Annotated in this window: 12 protein-coding genes; all 12 read left to right on the top strand. The window is 65.1% G+C overall.

The window, feature by feature from the left end:
* The 12 genes from NR187_RS08675 to NR187_RS08620 all read left to right on the top strand — a co-directional run bounded on the left by NR187_RS08675 (position 1) and on the right by NR187_RS08620 (position 14,068).
* Positions 1-975 carry an NAD(P)-dependent oxidoreductase gene (locus tag NR187_RS08675; protein ID WP_256806264.1) on the top strand — a complete coding sequence of 325 codons (975 nt, stop codon included), beginning with the start codon at positions 1-3 and terminating at the stop codon, positions 973-975.
* Position 976: 1 nt separating this feature from the next.
* Complete coding sequence (locus tag NR187_RS08670; protein WP_256806263.1) at positions 977-1,726, top strand: SDR family oxidoreductase; 750 nt, start codon at positions 977-979, stop codon at positions 1,724-1,726.
* Positions 1,723-3,159 carry an NAD(P)-binding domain-containing protein gene (locus tag NR187_RS08665; protein WP_211383101.1) on the top strand — a complete coding sequence of 479 codons (1,437 nt, stop codon included), beginning with the start codon at positions 1,723-1,725 and terminating at the stop codon, positions 3,157-3,159. Before NR187_RS08670 ends, NR187_RS08665 begins: the two co-directional genes overlap by 4 nt.
* Before the next feature lie 107 nt (positions 3,160-3,266).
* Entirely contained in the window at positions 3,267-4,886 is a 1,620-nt protein-coding gene (locus NR187_RS08660; protein WP_256806262.1) for an ABC transporter substrate-binding protein, read from the top strand.
* Between the two features lie 28 nt (positions 4,887-4,914).
* A complete protein-coding gene (locus tag NR187_RS08655) occupies positions 4,915-5,946 on the top strand; it encodes an ABC transporter permease (RefSeq protein WP_256806261.1) in 1,032 nt (343 codons plus the stop codon).
* Entirely contained in the window at positions 5,943-6,791 is an 849-nt protein-coding gene (locus tag NR187_RS08650; RefSeq protein WP_256806260.1) for an ABC transporter permease, read from the top strand. The genes NR187_RS08655 and NR187_RS08650 overlap by 4 nt, the downstream gene beginning before the upstream one ends.
* Entirely contained in the window at positions 6,788-8,458 is a 1,671-nt protein-coding gene (gene nikE, locus NR187_RS08645; protein ID WP_211383105.1) for an ABC transporter ATP-binding protein, read from the top strand. Before NR187_RS08650 ends, nikE begins: the two co-directional genes overlap by 4 nt.
* A gap of 140 nt (positions 8,459-8,598) precedes the next feature.
* The gene (locus NR187_RS08640; RefSeq protein ID WP_256806259.1) at positions 8,599-10,200 is read left to right on the top strand and encodes an ABC transporter substrate-binding protein; all 1,602 of its coding nucleotides are present in this window, start codon (positions 8,599-8,601) and stop codon (positions 10,198-10,200) included.
* A 17-nt stretch (positions 10,201-10,217) separates the two neighbouring features.
* Positions 10,218-11,159: an ABC transporter permease gene (locus tag NR187_RS08635; protein ID WP_211383107.1), complete on the top strand. Its 942-nt coding sequence runs from the start codon at positions 10,218-10,220 to the stop codon at positions 11,157-11,159.
* Positions 11,156-12,079, top strand: coding sequence for an ABC transporter permease (locus tag NR187_RS08630; protein ID WP_211383108.1), 924 nt, complete (start codon positions 11,156-11,158; stop codon positions 12,077-12,079). The genes NR187_RS08635 and NR187_RS08630 overlap by 4 nt, the downstream gene beginning before the upstream one ends.
* A gap of 19 nt (positions 12,080-12,098) precedes the next feature.
* The gene (locus NR187_RS08625) at positions 12,099-13,088 is read left to right on the top strand and encodes an ABC transporter ATP-binding protein (RefSeq protein ID WP_211383109.1); all 990 of its coding nucleotides are present in this window, start codon (positions 12,099-12,101) and stop codon (positions 13,086-13,088) included.
* A complete protein-coding gene (locus NR187_RS08620) occupies positions 13,085-14,068 on the top strand; it encodes an ABC transporter ATP-binding protein (protein ID WP_211383110.1) in 984 nt (327 codons plus the stop codon). Before NR187_RS08625 ends, NR187_RS08620 begins: the two co-directional genes overlap by 4 nt.
* The last annotated feature ends 21 nt before the right edge of the window (positions 14,069-14,089 follow it).

The raw sequence follows: 14,089 nt of genomic DNA, 5'->3' as shown, positions 1-14,089 counted from the left end.
ATGAAGATCGTCATCTTCGGCGGCACCGGGTTTGTCGGCCTCAATGTTGCGGAGGCGCTGCTCGCGCGCGGCCACGACGTGACGCTGCATGACCGCGCGGAGTTGCCGCCATCCGCGCGGCGATCTCTTGCCGACTACGGTGCGCGGCTTAAAGCCGTGCAAGGTGATATCACCGATGCGGCAACCATCGATGCTCTCATCGCCGAAGGCGTCGATGCGATCGTGCTCGGCGCGGCGATCACCGCCGGCGATGACCTGGAGAGAGCGTCGACCGCCCGCGTTCTCGAAATCAATGTGATGGCGCAGATCCCCATCCTGCTCTCCGCGATCCGCCATGGCGTGCGCCGCGTCGTCAATCTGTCGTCGGCATCGGCCTACGGCGCTGCGGGTGCACGGGTCGATGTTCTGGACGAGGAAACGCCCTGCGATCCTGTCTCGTTCTACGCCATCAGCAAGTTCACCTCGGAGCGATCCGTCGCGCGCCATGCCGAACTCTTTGGCGGCGATTTCCTGAGCGTGCGCTTAAGCGCCTTGTTCGGTCCGTGGGAGCGACCGAGCTCCGTACGGGACACGCCAAGCCTCCAGTTCCAGATTCTGGTCGCGTTCGCGCGTGGCGGGCCGGCGGTGATGCCTGAACCGGGCATGAGAGACTGGATCTACGCTCCGGATGCCGCGGAAGCCGTGGCGATGCTGATCGAAGCCGAACGGCCGCGCCATCGGCTCTATAACATCTCCAGTGGCGAACTATGGCCGGCCCTGCAATGGGGCGAGGCCTTTGCAGCGCTCCATCCCGGCCTGGAGTGCCGGCTCGCGGCGCCCGGAGAGAAGACGGTCATCAAGCTGCATGGACCATATCGCGCGCCGCTGTCGGTGAAGCGGATGGCGGATGAGTTCGGCTGGCGCTCGCGGTCCGGCTGCGCCGAGTCCGCGGCGGCGATGAGCGCCTGGCTGAAGCAGCATAAGGAGTGGATCTGACATGCGGCTGCAAGGGCGCACGGCCGTCATCACCGGAGCGGGCTCGGGCATCGGCCGCGCCAGCGCAAAGCTGTTCGCGGAGGAGGGCGCGCGTCTTGCCCTGGTCGATCGCGATGCCGAGGGCTTGCAGGACACGCTGCGCCTCGTCGGCGAGGCGACGACGCATGTCGGCGACGTCGGCGATGCCGGTTTCGCCGAGAGCGTTGTCGGCGATGTCGTGGCCCGGCATGCACGGCTCGATATCCTCATGACCGCGGCAGGCTTCTCCTGTGGCGGCACGGTGCTGACGACGAGCGTGGAGGACTGGGACGCGGTGTTTCGCACCAATGTCGGCGGCACCTGGCTGTGGGCGCGCGCCGCCGTGCCGCAGATGCAGCGGCAGAAGAGCGGCTCGATCATCACTCTGGCGTCGCAACTGGCCTTGGCCGGCGGCAAGGGCAACAGCGCCTACATCGCCGCCAAGGGCGCGATCGTCAGCCTCACGCGCACGATGGCGGTGGACTTCGCCACCGACGGCATCCGCGTCAATGCGATCGCACCCGGCGCGATCGATACGCCGATGCTTCGCCGCAGCTTTGCCCGTCACGCCGATCCGGACGAGGTGCGCGAGGCCTCGCGCAACCGCCACGCCATGAAGCGGTTTGGCGAGGCTGAGGAGATCGCGCAGACGGCGCTGCATCTCGCCAGCGATGCGTCCTCGTTCACGACCGGCACCGTGATGGTGGTCGACGGAGGCTGGCTCGCGGCATGAGTGACGGGCTGACAGATCTCGAGGCGGATGTTCGCGCCGATCTCGCCAGGATCGCGCATCCCGGTGCTGCCTGGCTCGAACCGAAGATAGGACCGGACGGCAAGCCGGCGCTGGACGTGCTCGTCGTCGGCGCCGGCCAGTCGGGTATCGCCATCGGCTTCGGCCTGATGCGCTCTCGCGTCAGCAACATCCTGCTGCTGGACAAGGCCGAGGAAGGGAAGGAGGGTCCGTGGCTCACCTATGCCCGCATGCCGACGCTGCGCAGCCCGAAGGATTACACCGGGCCGGACCTCGATATTCCGAGTCTCACCTACCAGTCCTGGCACGAGGCCCGCTTCGGCAAGGAGAGCTGGCAGGCGCTGAACCTGATCCTGAGGGAGCATTGGGCGGAGTATCTGCTATGGCTGCGGCGGACGATTGGCTTGCCCGTGCGCAATGGAAGCGAGCTTCTCGAGATTGCACCCGCATCCGACGGCCTGCTCGCCGCGCGCGTGAAACGTGGCGATGCCATCGAGACACTCTACGCCCGCAAGATCGTGCTGGCGACAGGGCAGGAGGGCATGGGCGACTGGATGATTCCGGATCCGCTCCGCCATCTGCCGGCCGGTTTGGTCGCAACCGTGGCAGACGACATCGATTTCGAAAACCTCCGCGGCAAGCGCGTTGCCGTCATCGGCGCCGGCGCATCGGCGTTCGACAATGCGGCGACTGCGCTCGAAGCCGGCGCTGCGGAAGTGCACCTGCTGTGCCGCCGCGCGCAGATCCAGGTGATCCAGCCCTATCGCTGGCTGACCTTTCGCGGCTTTCTGCGTCATCTCAGCGATCTCGATGATGCCTGGCGCTGGCGTTTCATGCGCACCATCCTCGAGATGCGCGAAGGCTTTCCGCAGCCGACATATGATCGCTGCGCCCGTCATGCCAATTTCACATTGCATGAAGGCGCGCCGCTGGAATCCGCGCGTCAGATGGCTGGCGGCATCGAATTGCAGACGCCGCGGAGCGCCATCACGGCGGATTTCGTCATCTGCGGCACCGGCATCGACATGAACTTTGCCGGGCGCGGCGAGCTACGTGCATTCGCAGCCAATATCGCGACCTGGGCCGATCGTTACCAGCCGCCGGAGCGCGAGCGCAACGCGCGGCTCGGCCGCTTTCCCTATCTCGCCGACGATTACGCCTTCACCGAGCGCGTGCCGGGCCAAACGCCGTGGATTGCCGACATCCATCTTTTCGCCATCGCCTCCACCATGAGCTTCGGCCCGTCGGGATCGTCGATCAACGCGATGACGACGGCTGTACCAAAGCTCGTCAATGGCCTGACGCGTGGCCTGTTCCGCGGCGATATCGCGCGTCACTGGGCCTCGCTCTGCGCCTATGACGTGCCGCAGGCCGTGGTCACGCGGCCGGCGCGAAAAATGGGGGAATCCACATGATTGTCCATGCTCCACCGCGACGAAGCGTCCTTTCGGGACTGGCGCGCAACTTGCTTGTTTCTAAACCTGCCTTGCGGGCGTTCTTGTCGAAATTCAGGGAAAAACCAATGCGTCTAGTGTCTTTCAGGCCGGCGGCCTGCCTTGCCGCCACCGCAGCACTGCTGCTAGTTGCTAACGCGCCAGCGCAGGCTCAAACCAGGGCGGAGACTTTGCGCTACGTCACCGGTGCATCGGTCAACACGCTCGATCCCAACATCCCCGGCTCGACCCGCGAGTCCTTTGCGCTGAGCATGAGCACCTACGACCGGCTGGTGGCGTTCGGCCGCAAGGAGCTCAACGGCAAATGGGTGTTCGATCTCGACAAGATCACCGGCGAGCTCGCCGAATCCTACGACGTCAGCCCCGACGGACTTAAGCTGACGTTCCGCCTGCGCAAGGACGCCAAGTTCCAGGATGGCTCGCCGGTCACGGCCGACGACGTGAAATGGTCGCTCGATCGCTGTGTCACCGCGCCTATTCTCGGCAAGGCGCAGCTCCTGACGGGTTCGCTGACGTCGGCCGACCAGTTCAAGGTGATCGATCCCCTCACCATCGAGGTGACGCTGCCCAAGCCGGACAAGCTCGCGCTGCCGAATCTGGCCACCGTCTATCCCATGATCATCAACTCGAAGCTGGCGAAGGAGCACGCGACCGCGGATGATCCCTGGGCGACCGCCTGGCTCAAGGAGCACACCGCAGGCAGCGGCGCCTATGTGATCGAGACCTTCAAGCCGGGCGAGCAGGTGATCGTCAAGCGCAACGAGGACTGGAATCGCGGCTCGCCCGGCAAGCCGGCGTTCTTCAAGCGCGTGATCATACAATCGGTGCCGGAGCCCGCGACCCGCGCCAATCTGGTCGAGCGCGGCGATGCCGACCTCGTCGTCGATCTCCAGGCCAGCGATGTGCAGTCGCTCGAGGCCAAGGGCAAGCTCAAGGTGATCTCGACGCCGCAATACAATTCGATCACCTTCGTCTCGATGAACAACCAGATGCCGCCCTTCGACAACGTCAATGTCCGCCGCGCAATCGCTTTCGCGCTGCCCTATGACGACATGTTCAAGGCCGCGCTGTTCGGCCGCGGCGCGCCGCTGTTCGGCGCGAGCTGGCCGGACGGCAAGCCGGCGAACGGCATCTATCCGTTCCAGGCGCCGCTGAAGACCGATCTCGACAAGGCCCGCGAATATCTCAAGGCCGCCGGCCTTCCCGAAGGTTTTTCGACCACCTTCAGCTTCAATGTCGGCCAGGCCTCGACCGCGGAGCCAATGGCTTCGCTGGTGAAGGAATCGCTCGCCAAGATCGGGATCAAGGTCGACATCCAGAAGCTGCCGGACGCGCAGATGTCGACGCAGATCAACGAGAAGAAGCTGCCCTTCTTTACCGAGGGCATCGTCGCCTGGCTGCCGTCGACCGACTATTTCTACCGCAACTTCTACACCGGCAATCAGCGCTGGAATTACAGCTCGATCAACAATCCCGAGCTGGCCGCGATCGCGCAGGAGGCCCGCTTCGAGCCGGACAAGGCCAAGTACGAGGAGGATGGCCGCAAGCTCAATGCCATCCACTTCAGCGAGATGCCGCAGATCCCGCTCTGGCAGCCCAACCAGGATGCGGTCATGGCTTCGTCGATCGAAGGCTACACCTACGAATTCCATCGTCAGGTCGACTACCGCGATGTCAGCCGCAAGTGACATCCGCAAAAAGGGACGCTGAAAGGTCATGACCGGTCTTGGCGCAACGATGGTGCGGGCGGGCAGGCGGCTTCTGTCGTCGCTGCCGGCGCTGTTCGGAGTGCTGGTCTTCACCTTTCTGTTGATGCGTGTCCTGCCCGGGGACCCCGCGGTGTTCTTCGCCTCGGGGCCCAACGCCGGCAAGGAGGAGATCGAGCAGATCCGCAAGCAGATGGGGCTCGACAAGTCGGTTCCGGAGCAGCTCGTGTTCTATCTCTCCGATATCGGCCACGGCAATCTCGGTCGCTCCATGATGACGGGGCAGCCGGTGCTGAAGGATCTGCGCGAGCGGCTGCCGGCCTCGCTCGAACTTACCTTCACAGCGCTCCTGATCGCGCTGATCGCAGCGGTGCCCCTCGGCGTGGTCGCGGCGCTGAAGCCGGGGTCGCCGGTCGATCACGGCGTGCGGCTGTTCTGCGCGCTCGGCGTCTGTGTACCGACCTTCGTCTCGGGTCTGCTGCTGATCTATGTCTTCTACTATCTGCTAGGGCTTGCGCCAGATCCGACCGGGCGGATCGACGTCTTCACCTCGCTGCCGCCGCAGCGCACCGGCTTCCTGTCGGTCGATTTCCTGCTTGCCGGAGATGTCGAGGGCTGGTGGGCGGCCTGCAAGCAGTTGATCCTGCCGGCGGTTAGCATGGCGCTGTTCGTGATCGCGCCGCTGGCGCGGATCACGCGCGCCTCGATGCTGGTCTCGCTGGGCAGCGATTTCGTCCGCACCGCGCGCTCGGTCGGATTGTCCTGGCGCAAGGTCGTCATCACCTATGCGCTGAGAAACGCCATCCTTCCCGTCATCACCATCGCCGGCATTGTGTTTTCGACCATGCTTGGCGCCAATGTGCTGGTGGAGAAGGTGTTCTCCTGGCCGGGCGTTGCCTCCTACGCGCTCGATGCGCTGCTCTCCTCCGACTATGCGCCGGTGCAGGGGTTTGTGTTGCTGATGGCCAGCCTGTTCGTGCTGGTCAATCTCGTGGTCGATATCTGCTACGGCATCGCCGATCCCAGGGTGTCGATTGGATGACCAGCGCAACGCTTCGCCATTCGGTCTGGATTCTGCGCGGCAACCCGCTCACCGCGGTCGCGGCGACCGGTGTTCTGCTGTTCGTCCTGGTTGCGATTTTCGGCCCCTGGATCGTGCCTTATGATCCTGTGGTCTCCAATGTTTCGGAAGCGCTGCAACCGCCGAGCGCGGCGCATCTCGCCGGCACCGATCAGCTCGGTCGCGACGTGTTCAGCCGCCTCGTCATTGCGGCGCGCCTCGATCTTGCCATCGCGGTCTCCGCGGTCGGCATCTCCTTCCTGATCGGAGCTGTCGTCGGTTCGTTCTGCGGCTATGCCGGCGGCAGGCTCGACCGCGCGGTCGGCCGCTTCGTGGACGTGATGATGGCTTTTCCGCTGTTCGTGCTGGCGATGGCGATGGTCGCCGCGCTGGGCAACCGGATCGAGAACATCGTGATCGCGACCGCGATCATCAATCTGCCTTTCTACATCCGCTTCGCGAGGGCGGAGGTCAACGTCCGGCGCAATGTCGGCTGGGTGGAGGCGGCGCGCGCCTGCGGCGAGAGTCATTTCTCGGTGGTGCTGCGCTTCCTGCTGCCGAACATCCTGCCGGCGATGGCCGTGCAGATCTCGCTCAACCTCGGCTGGGCCATCCTCAATGCCGCGGGCCTGTCGTTCATCGGCCTCGGCGTCAAGCCGCCGACGCCGGAATGGGGCATCATGGTCGCGGAAGGCGCGCGCTTCATCTCGACCGGACGGTGGTGGCTGGTGGCCTTTCCGGGCCTCGCGCTGATGATGGCCGTGCTGTGCTTCAATCTCCTCGGTGACGGGATGCGGGACATTCTCGACCCGCGGATGCGCACATGAGCGAAGAGCTGCTCAGGATCGAAGATCTCCACGTTTCGTTCTCGACGCGGCGCGGCATGGTCGAGGCCGTGCGCGGCGTGACGCTCGACGTCGAAGCCGGCGAGATGCTCGGCCTCGTCGGCGAGAGTGGATCGGGCAAGTCGGTGACCGGTTTTGCGACGACGCGGCTGCTCGATACGGCCGGCCGCGTCACCGCAGGCAAGATCCTGTTTCGCGGCCAGGACGTCACAAAACTCAGGGGCGACGACCTCCGGCATCTCCAGGGCGCTGCGATGTCGATGATCTTTCAGAACCCGCGAGCGGCGCTCAATCCGATCCGCGCGATCGGCTCGCAGATCGCGGACGCGATCCTGACCCACAAGCGGATATCGAAGGGCGCCGCCCGCGCCGAGGCGCTGGATTTGCTGCGCGCGGTTCAGATCCGCGAACCCGAGGCGCGGATGAACGCTTATCCGCACGAGCTTTCCGGGGGCATGTGCCAGCGCGTCATGATCGCGATCGCGATCTCCTGCAATCCCGCGCTCTTGATCGCCGACGAGCCGACCACCGGCCTCGATGTCACGACTCAGAAGGTGGTGATGGATCTGCTGGCGGACATCGCCGCCGCGCGCGGCATGGCGACGATCCTGATCACGCACGATCTCGGGCTCGCTGCGCGCTATTGCCGCCGTATCGCCGTGATGGAGCGGGGACGCATCGTCGAGGAGGCGAATCCTAAAACGCTCTTCTCGACGCCGCAGCACGCCTATACGAAGCGCCTCGTAGCTGCATCGCCGACCGCGACGTCCCGGATCGAGGATCTCGTGACGGAGGAGGAGCGGGAGCGCCAGGCGACTTTTGTCAGCAAGCCAAGACCCGAACTCGCGCATGGTACGCCGCCGCTCCTGGAAGTGCGCAAGCTTGCAAAGCGGTTCGACCAGGGCGCTGCGGCGGTCGCGGACTTCTCGATGACGATGGCTGGCGGCGAGAGCGTCGGTCTCGTCGGCGAATCCGGCTCCGGCAAGAGCACGACATCGCGGATGATCTGCCGGCTGATCGACCCGAGCGAAGGCGAGATCGTGTTCGACGGACAGTCGATCGGACATGTGGCGTCGCGTGACTTCCATCGCTCGCGTTTCCGCAAAGACATCCAGATGGTGTTCCAGGACCCGAACGAAAGTCTCAATCCGCGCTTCACGGCGTTCGATTGCATCGCCCATCCCCTGACGCGGCTCGATGGCATGCGTGGGGGCGATGCACTGCGCAAGCGGGTGGAGGAATGCGCGGAACGGGTGGGTTTGCCGCTGGATCTCTTGCCGCGCTTTCCACACCAGCTTTCCGGCGGACAGAAGGCCCGCGTCGGCATCGCCCGGGCGATCGCCTGCCGGCCGCGGCTGCTGGTGCTGGACGAGCCGACTGCGGCGCTCGACGTCTCCGTGCAGGCGGTGGTGTTGCAACTGCTTGACCGCTTGCGGCGCGAGAACGACATCGCGCTGCTGTTCGTCAGCCACGATCTCAACGTGGTGCGCATGCTCTGCGACCGCACCATCGTGCTGCGCAATGGCGGCATCGTGGAGCAGGGGGAGAGCCGGGCGCTGTTCGATAATCCGAAGACCGACTACACCCGCAAGCTGGTCGAGGCGATCCCGCATATCGAGACCGGGCCGTTGCTGGCGGCCGCGCTTTGAGGTCTGGACCGGCCAAACTGATGACGAGATTCCACTGGCGAAGGCCCGTCAGTGGCACACCATTTGCACGCCAATGAGCTCTGGTTTCACCTGCTCTTGGCCAATGATGGCCGGCATAACGGCACTATTGGGAGGATTTCATGGATCGCAGGACCGTATTGAAGGGACTGGCCGGCGCGGGCAGTCTGGCGTTGACCGGCATCTCGGCCCCGGCGATCGCACAAGGCGCCGCCGCGCGCACGCTGCGCTTCGTTCCGCAAGCAAACCTTGCAAATTTTGACCCGATCTGGGGTACGCAATATGTCGTGCGCAATGCTGCGGCGCTGGTCTGGGACACGCTTTACGGCATCGATTCTTCGCTCCAGCCGCAGCGCCAGATGGTCGAGTCCGAGCAAGTCAGTGACGACGGCACCATCTGGACGTTCAAGCTGCGGCCGGGCCTCAAATTCCATGACGGCGAGCCGGTGCTGAGCAAGGACGTCGTCGCAAGCCTTGCGCGCTGGGCGGTGCGCGATCCGATGGGCCTGATGATCACGGCGCTCCAGCAGGAGCTCACCGCCGTCGACGACCGCACCTTCAAATGGGTGCTGAAGCAACCTTTTCCGAAAATGCTTTACGCACTCGGCAAGAACAACTCGCCGTGTGCGTTCATCATGCCCGAGCGCATTGCGCAGACGGACCCTTTCAAGCAGATCGGCGATTATGTCGGCTCCGGCCCGATGAAGTTCGCCAAGGCCGAGTGGGTTCCGGGCGCGAAAGCCGTGTTCGAGAAATTCGCCGACTACGCACCGCGGCAGGAGAAGTCGTCATGGCTCGCCGGCGGCAAGCAGATGCTGGTCGATCGCATCGAATGGATCGTGATGCCGGATGCGGCCACTGCGGCTGCGGCGTTGCAAAACGGCGAGATCGACTGGTGGGAGAACCCGATCGCAGACCTCGTCCCGGTCCTGAAGAAGAACAAGAACATCAGCGTCGACATTGGCGATCCCCTCGGCAATATCGGCTCGTTCCGCATGAACTTCCTGTATCCGCCCTTCAATGACGTGCGGGCGCGTCGTGCGGTGCTGATGGCGATGAGCCAGGAAGACTATATGCGCGCAATCGTCGGCGACGATAACTCGCTCTGGAAGCCGCTGCCCGGTTTCTTCACGCCGGACACGCCGCTCTATTCCGAGGCGGGCGGCGAGATACTGAAGGGCAAGCGCGATCTCGACGCGGCCAAGAAGCTGCTCGCCGAGAGCGGTTATTCCGGCCAGCCCGTGACGTGCCTCGTGGCGCAGGACCAGCCGATCACGAAGGCGATGGGCGATGTGACCGCGGACCTGCTGAAGAAGCTCGGCATGAATGTCGACTTCGTCGCGACCGATTGGGGCACGGTCGGCTCGCGCCGTGCGCTGAAGACCCCTCCGGGGCAGGGCGGCTGGAACATGTTCCACACCTGGCACGCGGGCGCGGACTGCACCAACCCCGCGCCCTACACCGCCATTCGCGCCAATGGCGACAAGGCGTGGTTCGGCTGGCCTACCAGCCCGGCCACGGAAAAGGAGGTCACGTCGTGGTTCGAGGCCAAGAGCCTCGACGAGGAAAAGGCCGCCATCGGTCGCCTCAACAAGGCGGCGATGGACGACGTCGTCTATGCGCCGACCGGCTTCTTCCTGAGCTACACGGCGTGGCGCAAGAACGTCTCCGGCATCGCCAAGGGGCCGTTGCCGTTCTTCTGGGGCGTGTCGAAATCCGCATGATGGTGCACTGAAGCCAGATGCTCTCCTACATCCTCCGTCGCATCGTCGCGACCTTGCCGGTGATGGCAATCGTCGCGCTGTTCGTGTTCAGCCTGCTTTACATCGCGCCGGGTGATCCGGCCGTGGTGATCGCGGGCGACCAGGCGAGCCCGGAGGATGTGGAGCGCATCCGCCAGAGCCTCGGCCTCGACCGGCCGTTCCTGATCCAGTTCGGAAGCTGGGTCTGGCGCATCCTGCACGGCGATCTCGGCACCTCGATCTTCACCAATCTGCCGGTCTCGACGATGATCGGGCAGCGTCTCGGACCGACGCTGTCGCTCATGGTCGTCACCCTGCTGCTCACGATCGTGATCGCGGTGCCGCTTGGGGTGCTGGCGGCGTGGAAAGCCGGGAGCCTGATCGACCGCGTCATCATGGGCTTCGCGGTGTTCGGCTTCTCGCTGCCCGTCTTCGTGGTCGGCTACATGCTCGCCTACGTCTTCGCGCTCCAGCTGGAATGGCTTCCGGTGCAGGGCTATACGCCGCTTGCGGCAGGCTTCTGGCCTTGGCTGGAGAATTTGATCCTGCCGGCTGTCGCGCTCGGCTGCGTCTATATTGCGCTGATCGCGCGCATCACCCGCGCCACCATGCTCGAAGTGCTGCAGCAGGATTATATCCGCACTGCGCGCGCCAAGGGCCTCGGGCAGGGCGGCATCCTGTTCATCCACGCGCTCAAGAACGCGGCGGTGCCGATTGTCACGGTGATTGGGATCGGCATCGCGCTTCTGATCGGCGGCGCGGTCGTCACGGAGAGCGTGTTCGCGATCCCTGGCCTCGGCCGGCTCACGATCGATGCGATCCTGCGCCGCGACTATCCCGTGATCCAGGGCATCGTGCTGCTGTTCAGCTTCGTCTACGTCCTCGTCAATCTGATGATCGACGTCACCTATACGATCGTTGACCCGAGGATCCGCTATTGACCGACACGACTTTCAATCCACAAGCGCTGCCGGCCGGCCTCGTCCTCGCGCCGCAACTGCCCGAAATCCTGCGGCCGGTCAAAATCCGGCGCGGCTTCATCGGGCTCTTGCGCGGCCATCCGACCGTTGCGATCGGCGGCGCGCTGCTGCTGACGCTGGTCCTGATCGCGATCTTCGCGCCAATTCTCGGAACGGTCGATCCGACCGCGCTCGCGCCCGCCAAACGCACCCGTGCGCCCAATGCCGATTTCTGGTTCGGCAGCGATGTGCTCGGCCGCGACATCTATTCGCGCGTGCTGTTCGGCGCGCGGGTGTCGCTCACGGTCGGGCTGTCAGTCGCGATATGTGCGTCCGCGGTGGGTCTTGCCATCGGCATCGTCTCCGGCTTCATCCGCTGGGCCGACGGCATCCTGATGCGCTTCATGGACGGCCTGATGTCGATCCCGCCGATCCTGCTGGCGATCGCGCTGATGGCGCTGACGCGCGGCAGCGTCGGCAACGTCATCCTGGCCATCACGATCGCCGAGATCCCGCGCGTCTCGCGCCTTGTCCGCAGCGTGGTCCTGTCGCTGCGCGAGCAGCCCTACGTGGATGCGGCGGTGGCGTGCGGCACGCGGACGCCGATGATCATCGTGCGCCACATCCTGCCCAACACGCTGGCGCCGATGCTGGTGCAGGCGACCTACATCTGCGCCAGCGCCATGATCACGGAGGCGATCCTGTCCTTCATCGGCGCGGGCACGCCGCCCACCATTCCGTCCTGGGGCAACATCATGGCCGAAGGCCGCGCGCTGTGGCAGGTCAAGCCCTACATCGTGTTTTTTCCGGCGGCGTTCCTCTCCGTCACCGTGCTTGCCGTGAACCTGCTTGGCGACGGCCTTCGCGATGCGCTCGATCCGCGCATGGCCAAGAGCCTCTGATGCACCGAGGCTGAACGCGATGGCTTTGCTAGAAGTCGAGGACCTCCAGACCCACTTCCGGACGCCGAGCGGCATCAACCGCGCGGTCGACGGTGTGTCCTTCCATGTCAACGAGGGCGAGACGCTCGCCATCGTCGGCGAGTCCGGCTGCGGCAAGTCGGTGACCTCGATGTCGCTGATGCGGCTGATTCCGGAGCCGCCCGGCAGGATCGCCGGCACCATCCGCTTCGCGGGCAGGGATCTTCTGCAGCTTTCCGACCGCGAGATGCGTGCCATCCGCGGCAACGACATCTCGATGATCTTTCAGGAGCCGATGACGAGCCTGAACCCGGTGTTGACCGTCGGCCGCCAGATCCGCGAGACGCTCATGATCCATCAGGGCCTCGACAAGGCGGCGGCCGAGGCGCACGCGATCGAGATGCTGACCCTCGTCGGCATTCCCGAACCGGCGCGGCGCGTGCGCGAATATCCACACCAGCTCTCGGGCGGCATGCGCCAGCGCGTGATGATCGCGATCGCGCTCGCCTGCAATCCGAAGCTCTTGATCGCGGACGAGCCGACCACCGCGCTCGACGTGACCATCCAGGCGCAGATCCTGAAACTGATGCTGGACCTGAAGCACCGCGTCGGTGCGGCAATTATCCTGATCACTCACGATCTCGGCGTCGTCGCCGAGATCGCCGAGCGCGTCATGGTGATGTATGCCGGCCGCAAGGTCGAGGAGGCGCCGGTCGCCGAGCTGTTCCGCTCGCCGCGCCATCCCTATACGCAAGGCCTGCTCGGCGCGGTACCGCGGCTCGGCTCGTCGCTGACCGGCACCGCGCGACGGCTGGCCGAGATTCCCGGCCAGGTGCCTGACCTCCGCAAGCCCATCATCGGCTGCGTCTTTGCCGGCCGCTGTGCGCTTGCGACCGATCTCTGTCGCCAGTATGCGCCCGGGCTCGAGGAGAAGGGGCCGCGCCACGTCGCCGCCTGCCACTACGCTGCCAAGGGAGCCGTTGCGGCATGAGTCCCCCGCTGCTCCAGGTTAACGACCTCAAGAAGCACTTTCCGGTCAAGACCGGGCTGTTCGGGCGCAAGTCCGAATGGGTCTATGCGGTCGACGGCGTCTCGTTCGAGGTCGCGCGCGGCGAGACGCTGTCGCTGGTCGGCGAATCCGGCTGCGGCAAGTCCACGGTCGGCCGTGCCATCCTGCGGCTGTTCGACATCACCGCTGGCCAGGTCATTCTCGACGGCCAGCGTATCGACGACGCACATCCGAGCACGATGCGCCAGATGCGCCGCCGCGTGCAGGTGGTGTTCCAGGATCCGTTCTCGAGCCTCAATCCGCGGATGCGCGTGCGCGACATCCTGGCCGAGCCGATCCGCAATTTCGGCCTCGCCAAATCCGCAAGCGATCTCGAAACGCGCGTGACGGCGCTGATGGACACGGTGCGCCTGCCGCGCGAGGCGCTGAACCGCAGGCCGCACGAATTCTCCGGCGGCCAGCGCCAGCGCATCGGCATTGCGCGCGCACTCGCGGCCGAGCCCGAGCTGATCGTCTGCGATGAGGCGGTCTCGGCGCTCGACGTTTCGGTCAAGGCGCAGATCGTCAATCTGCTCCAGGATCTCCAGAACGAGTTCGGCCTGGCGCTGTTGTTCATCAGCCACGACCTCGCGATCGTCGAGCACATGACCCACCGCGTGGCGGTGATGTATCTTGGCAAGATCGTCGAAGTGGCGCCGCGCCGCGAGATATTTGCCGCGCCGAAGCATCCCTACACGAAGGCGCTGCTCTCGGCCGTGCCGCTGCCCGAGCCGGGGGCTCAGCGCAATCCCATCATCCTCAAGGGCGACGTGCCGAGCCCGATCAACCCTCCGCGCGGATGCCGCTTCCACACCCGGTGTCCGCTGGTCTTCGACCGCTGCCGGACCGAGGAGCCGGTGCTTCGCGCAGCCGGAAGCGAGCAGTGGGTGGCGTGCCATCTCGACGCATTGCCGCAGGGTTAGACTGTCATCGCGAGCGGGTCC

Source organism: Bradyrhizobium sp. Bra64 (genome assembly GCF_024519875.1).
GTDB classification, from domain to species: Bacteria; Pseudomonadota; Alphaproteobacteria; order Rhizobiales; family Xanthobacteraceae; genus Bradyrhizobium; species Bradyrhizobium japonicum_G.
The sequence above is the reverse complement of the archived record's forward strand: the minus strand, read 5'-3'. Positions and strand labels throughout refer to the sequence as shown.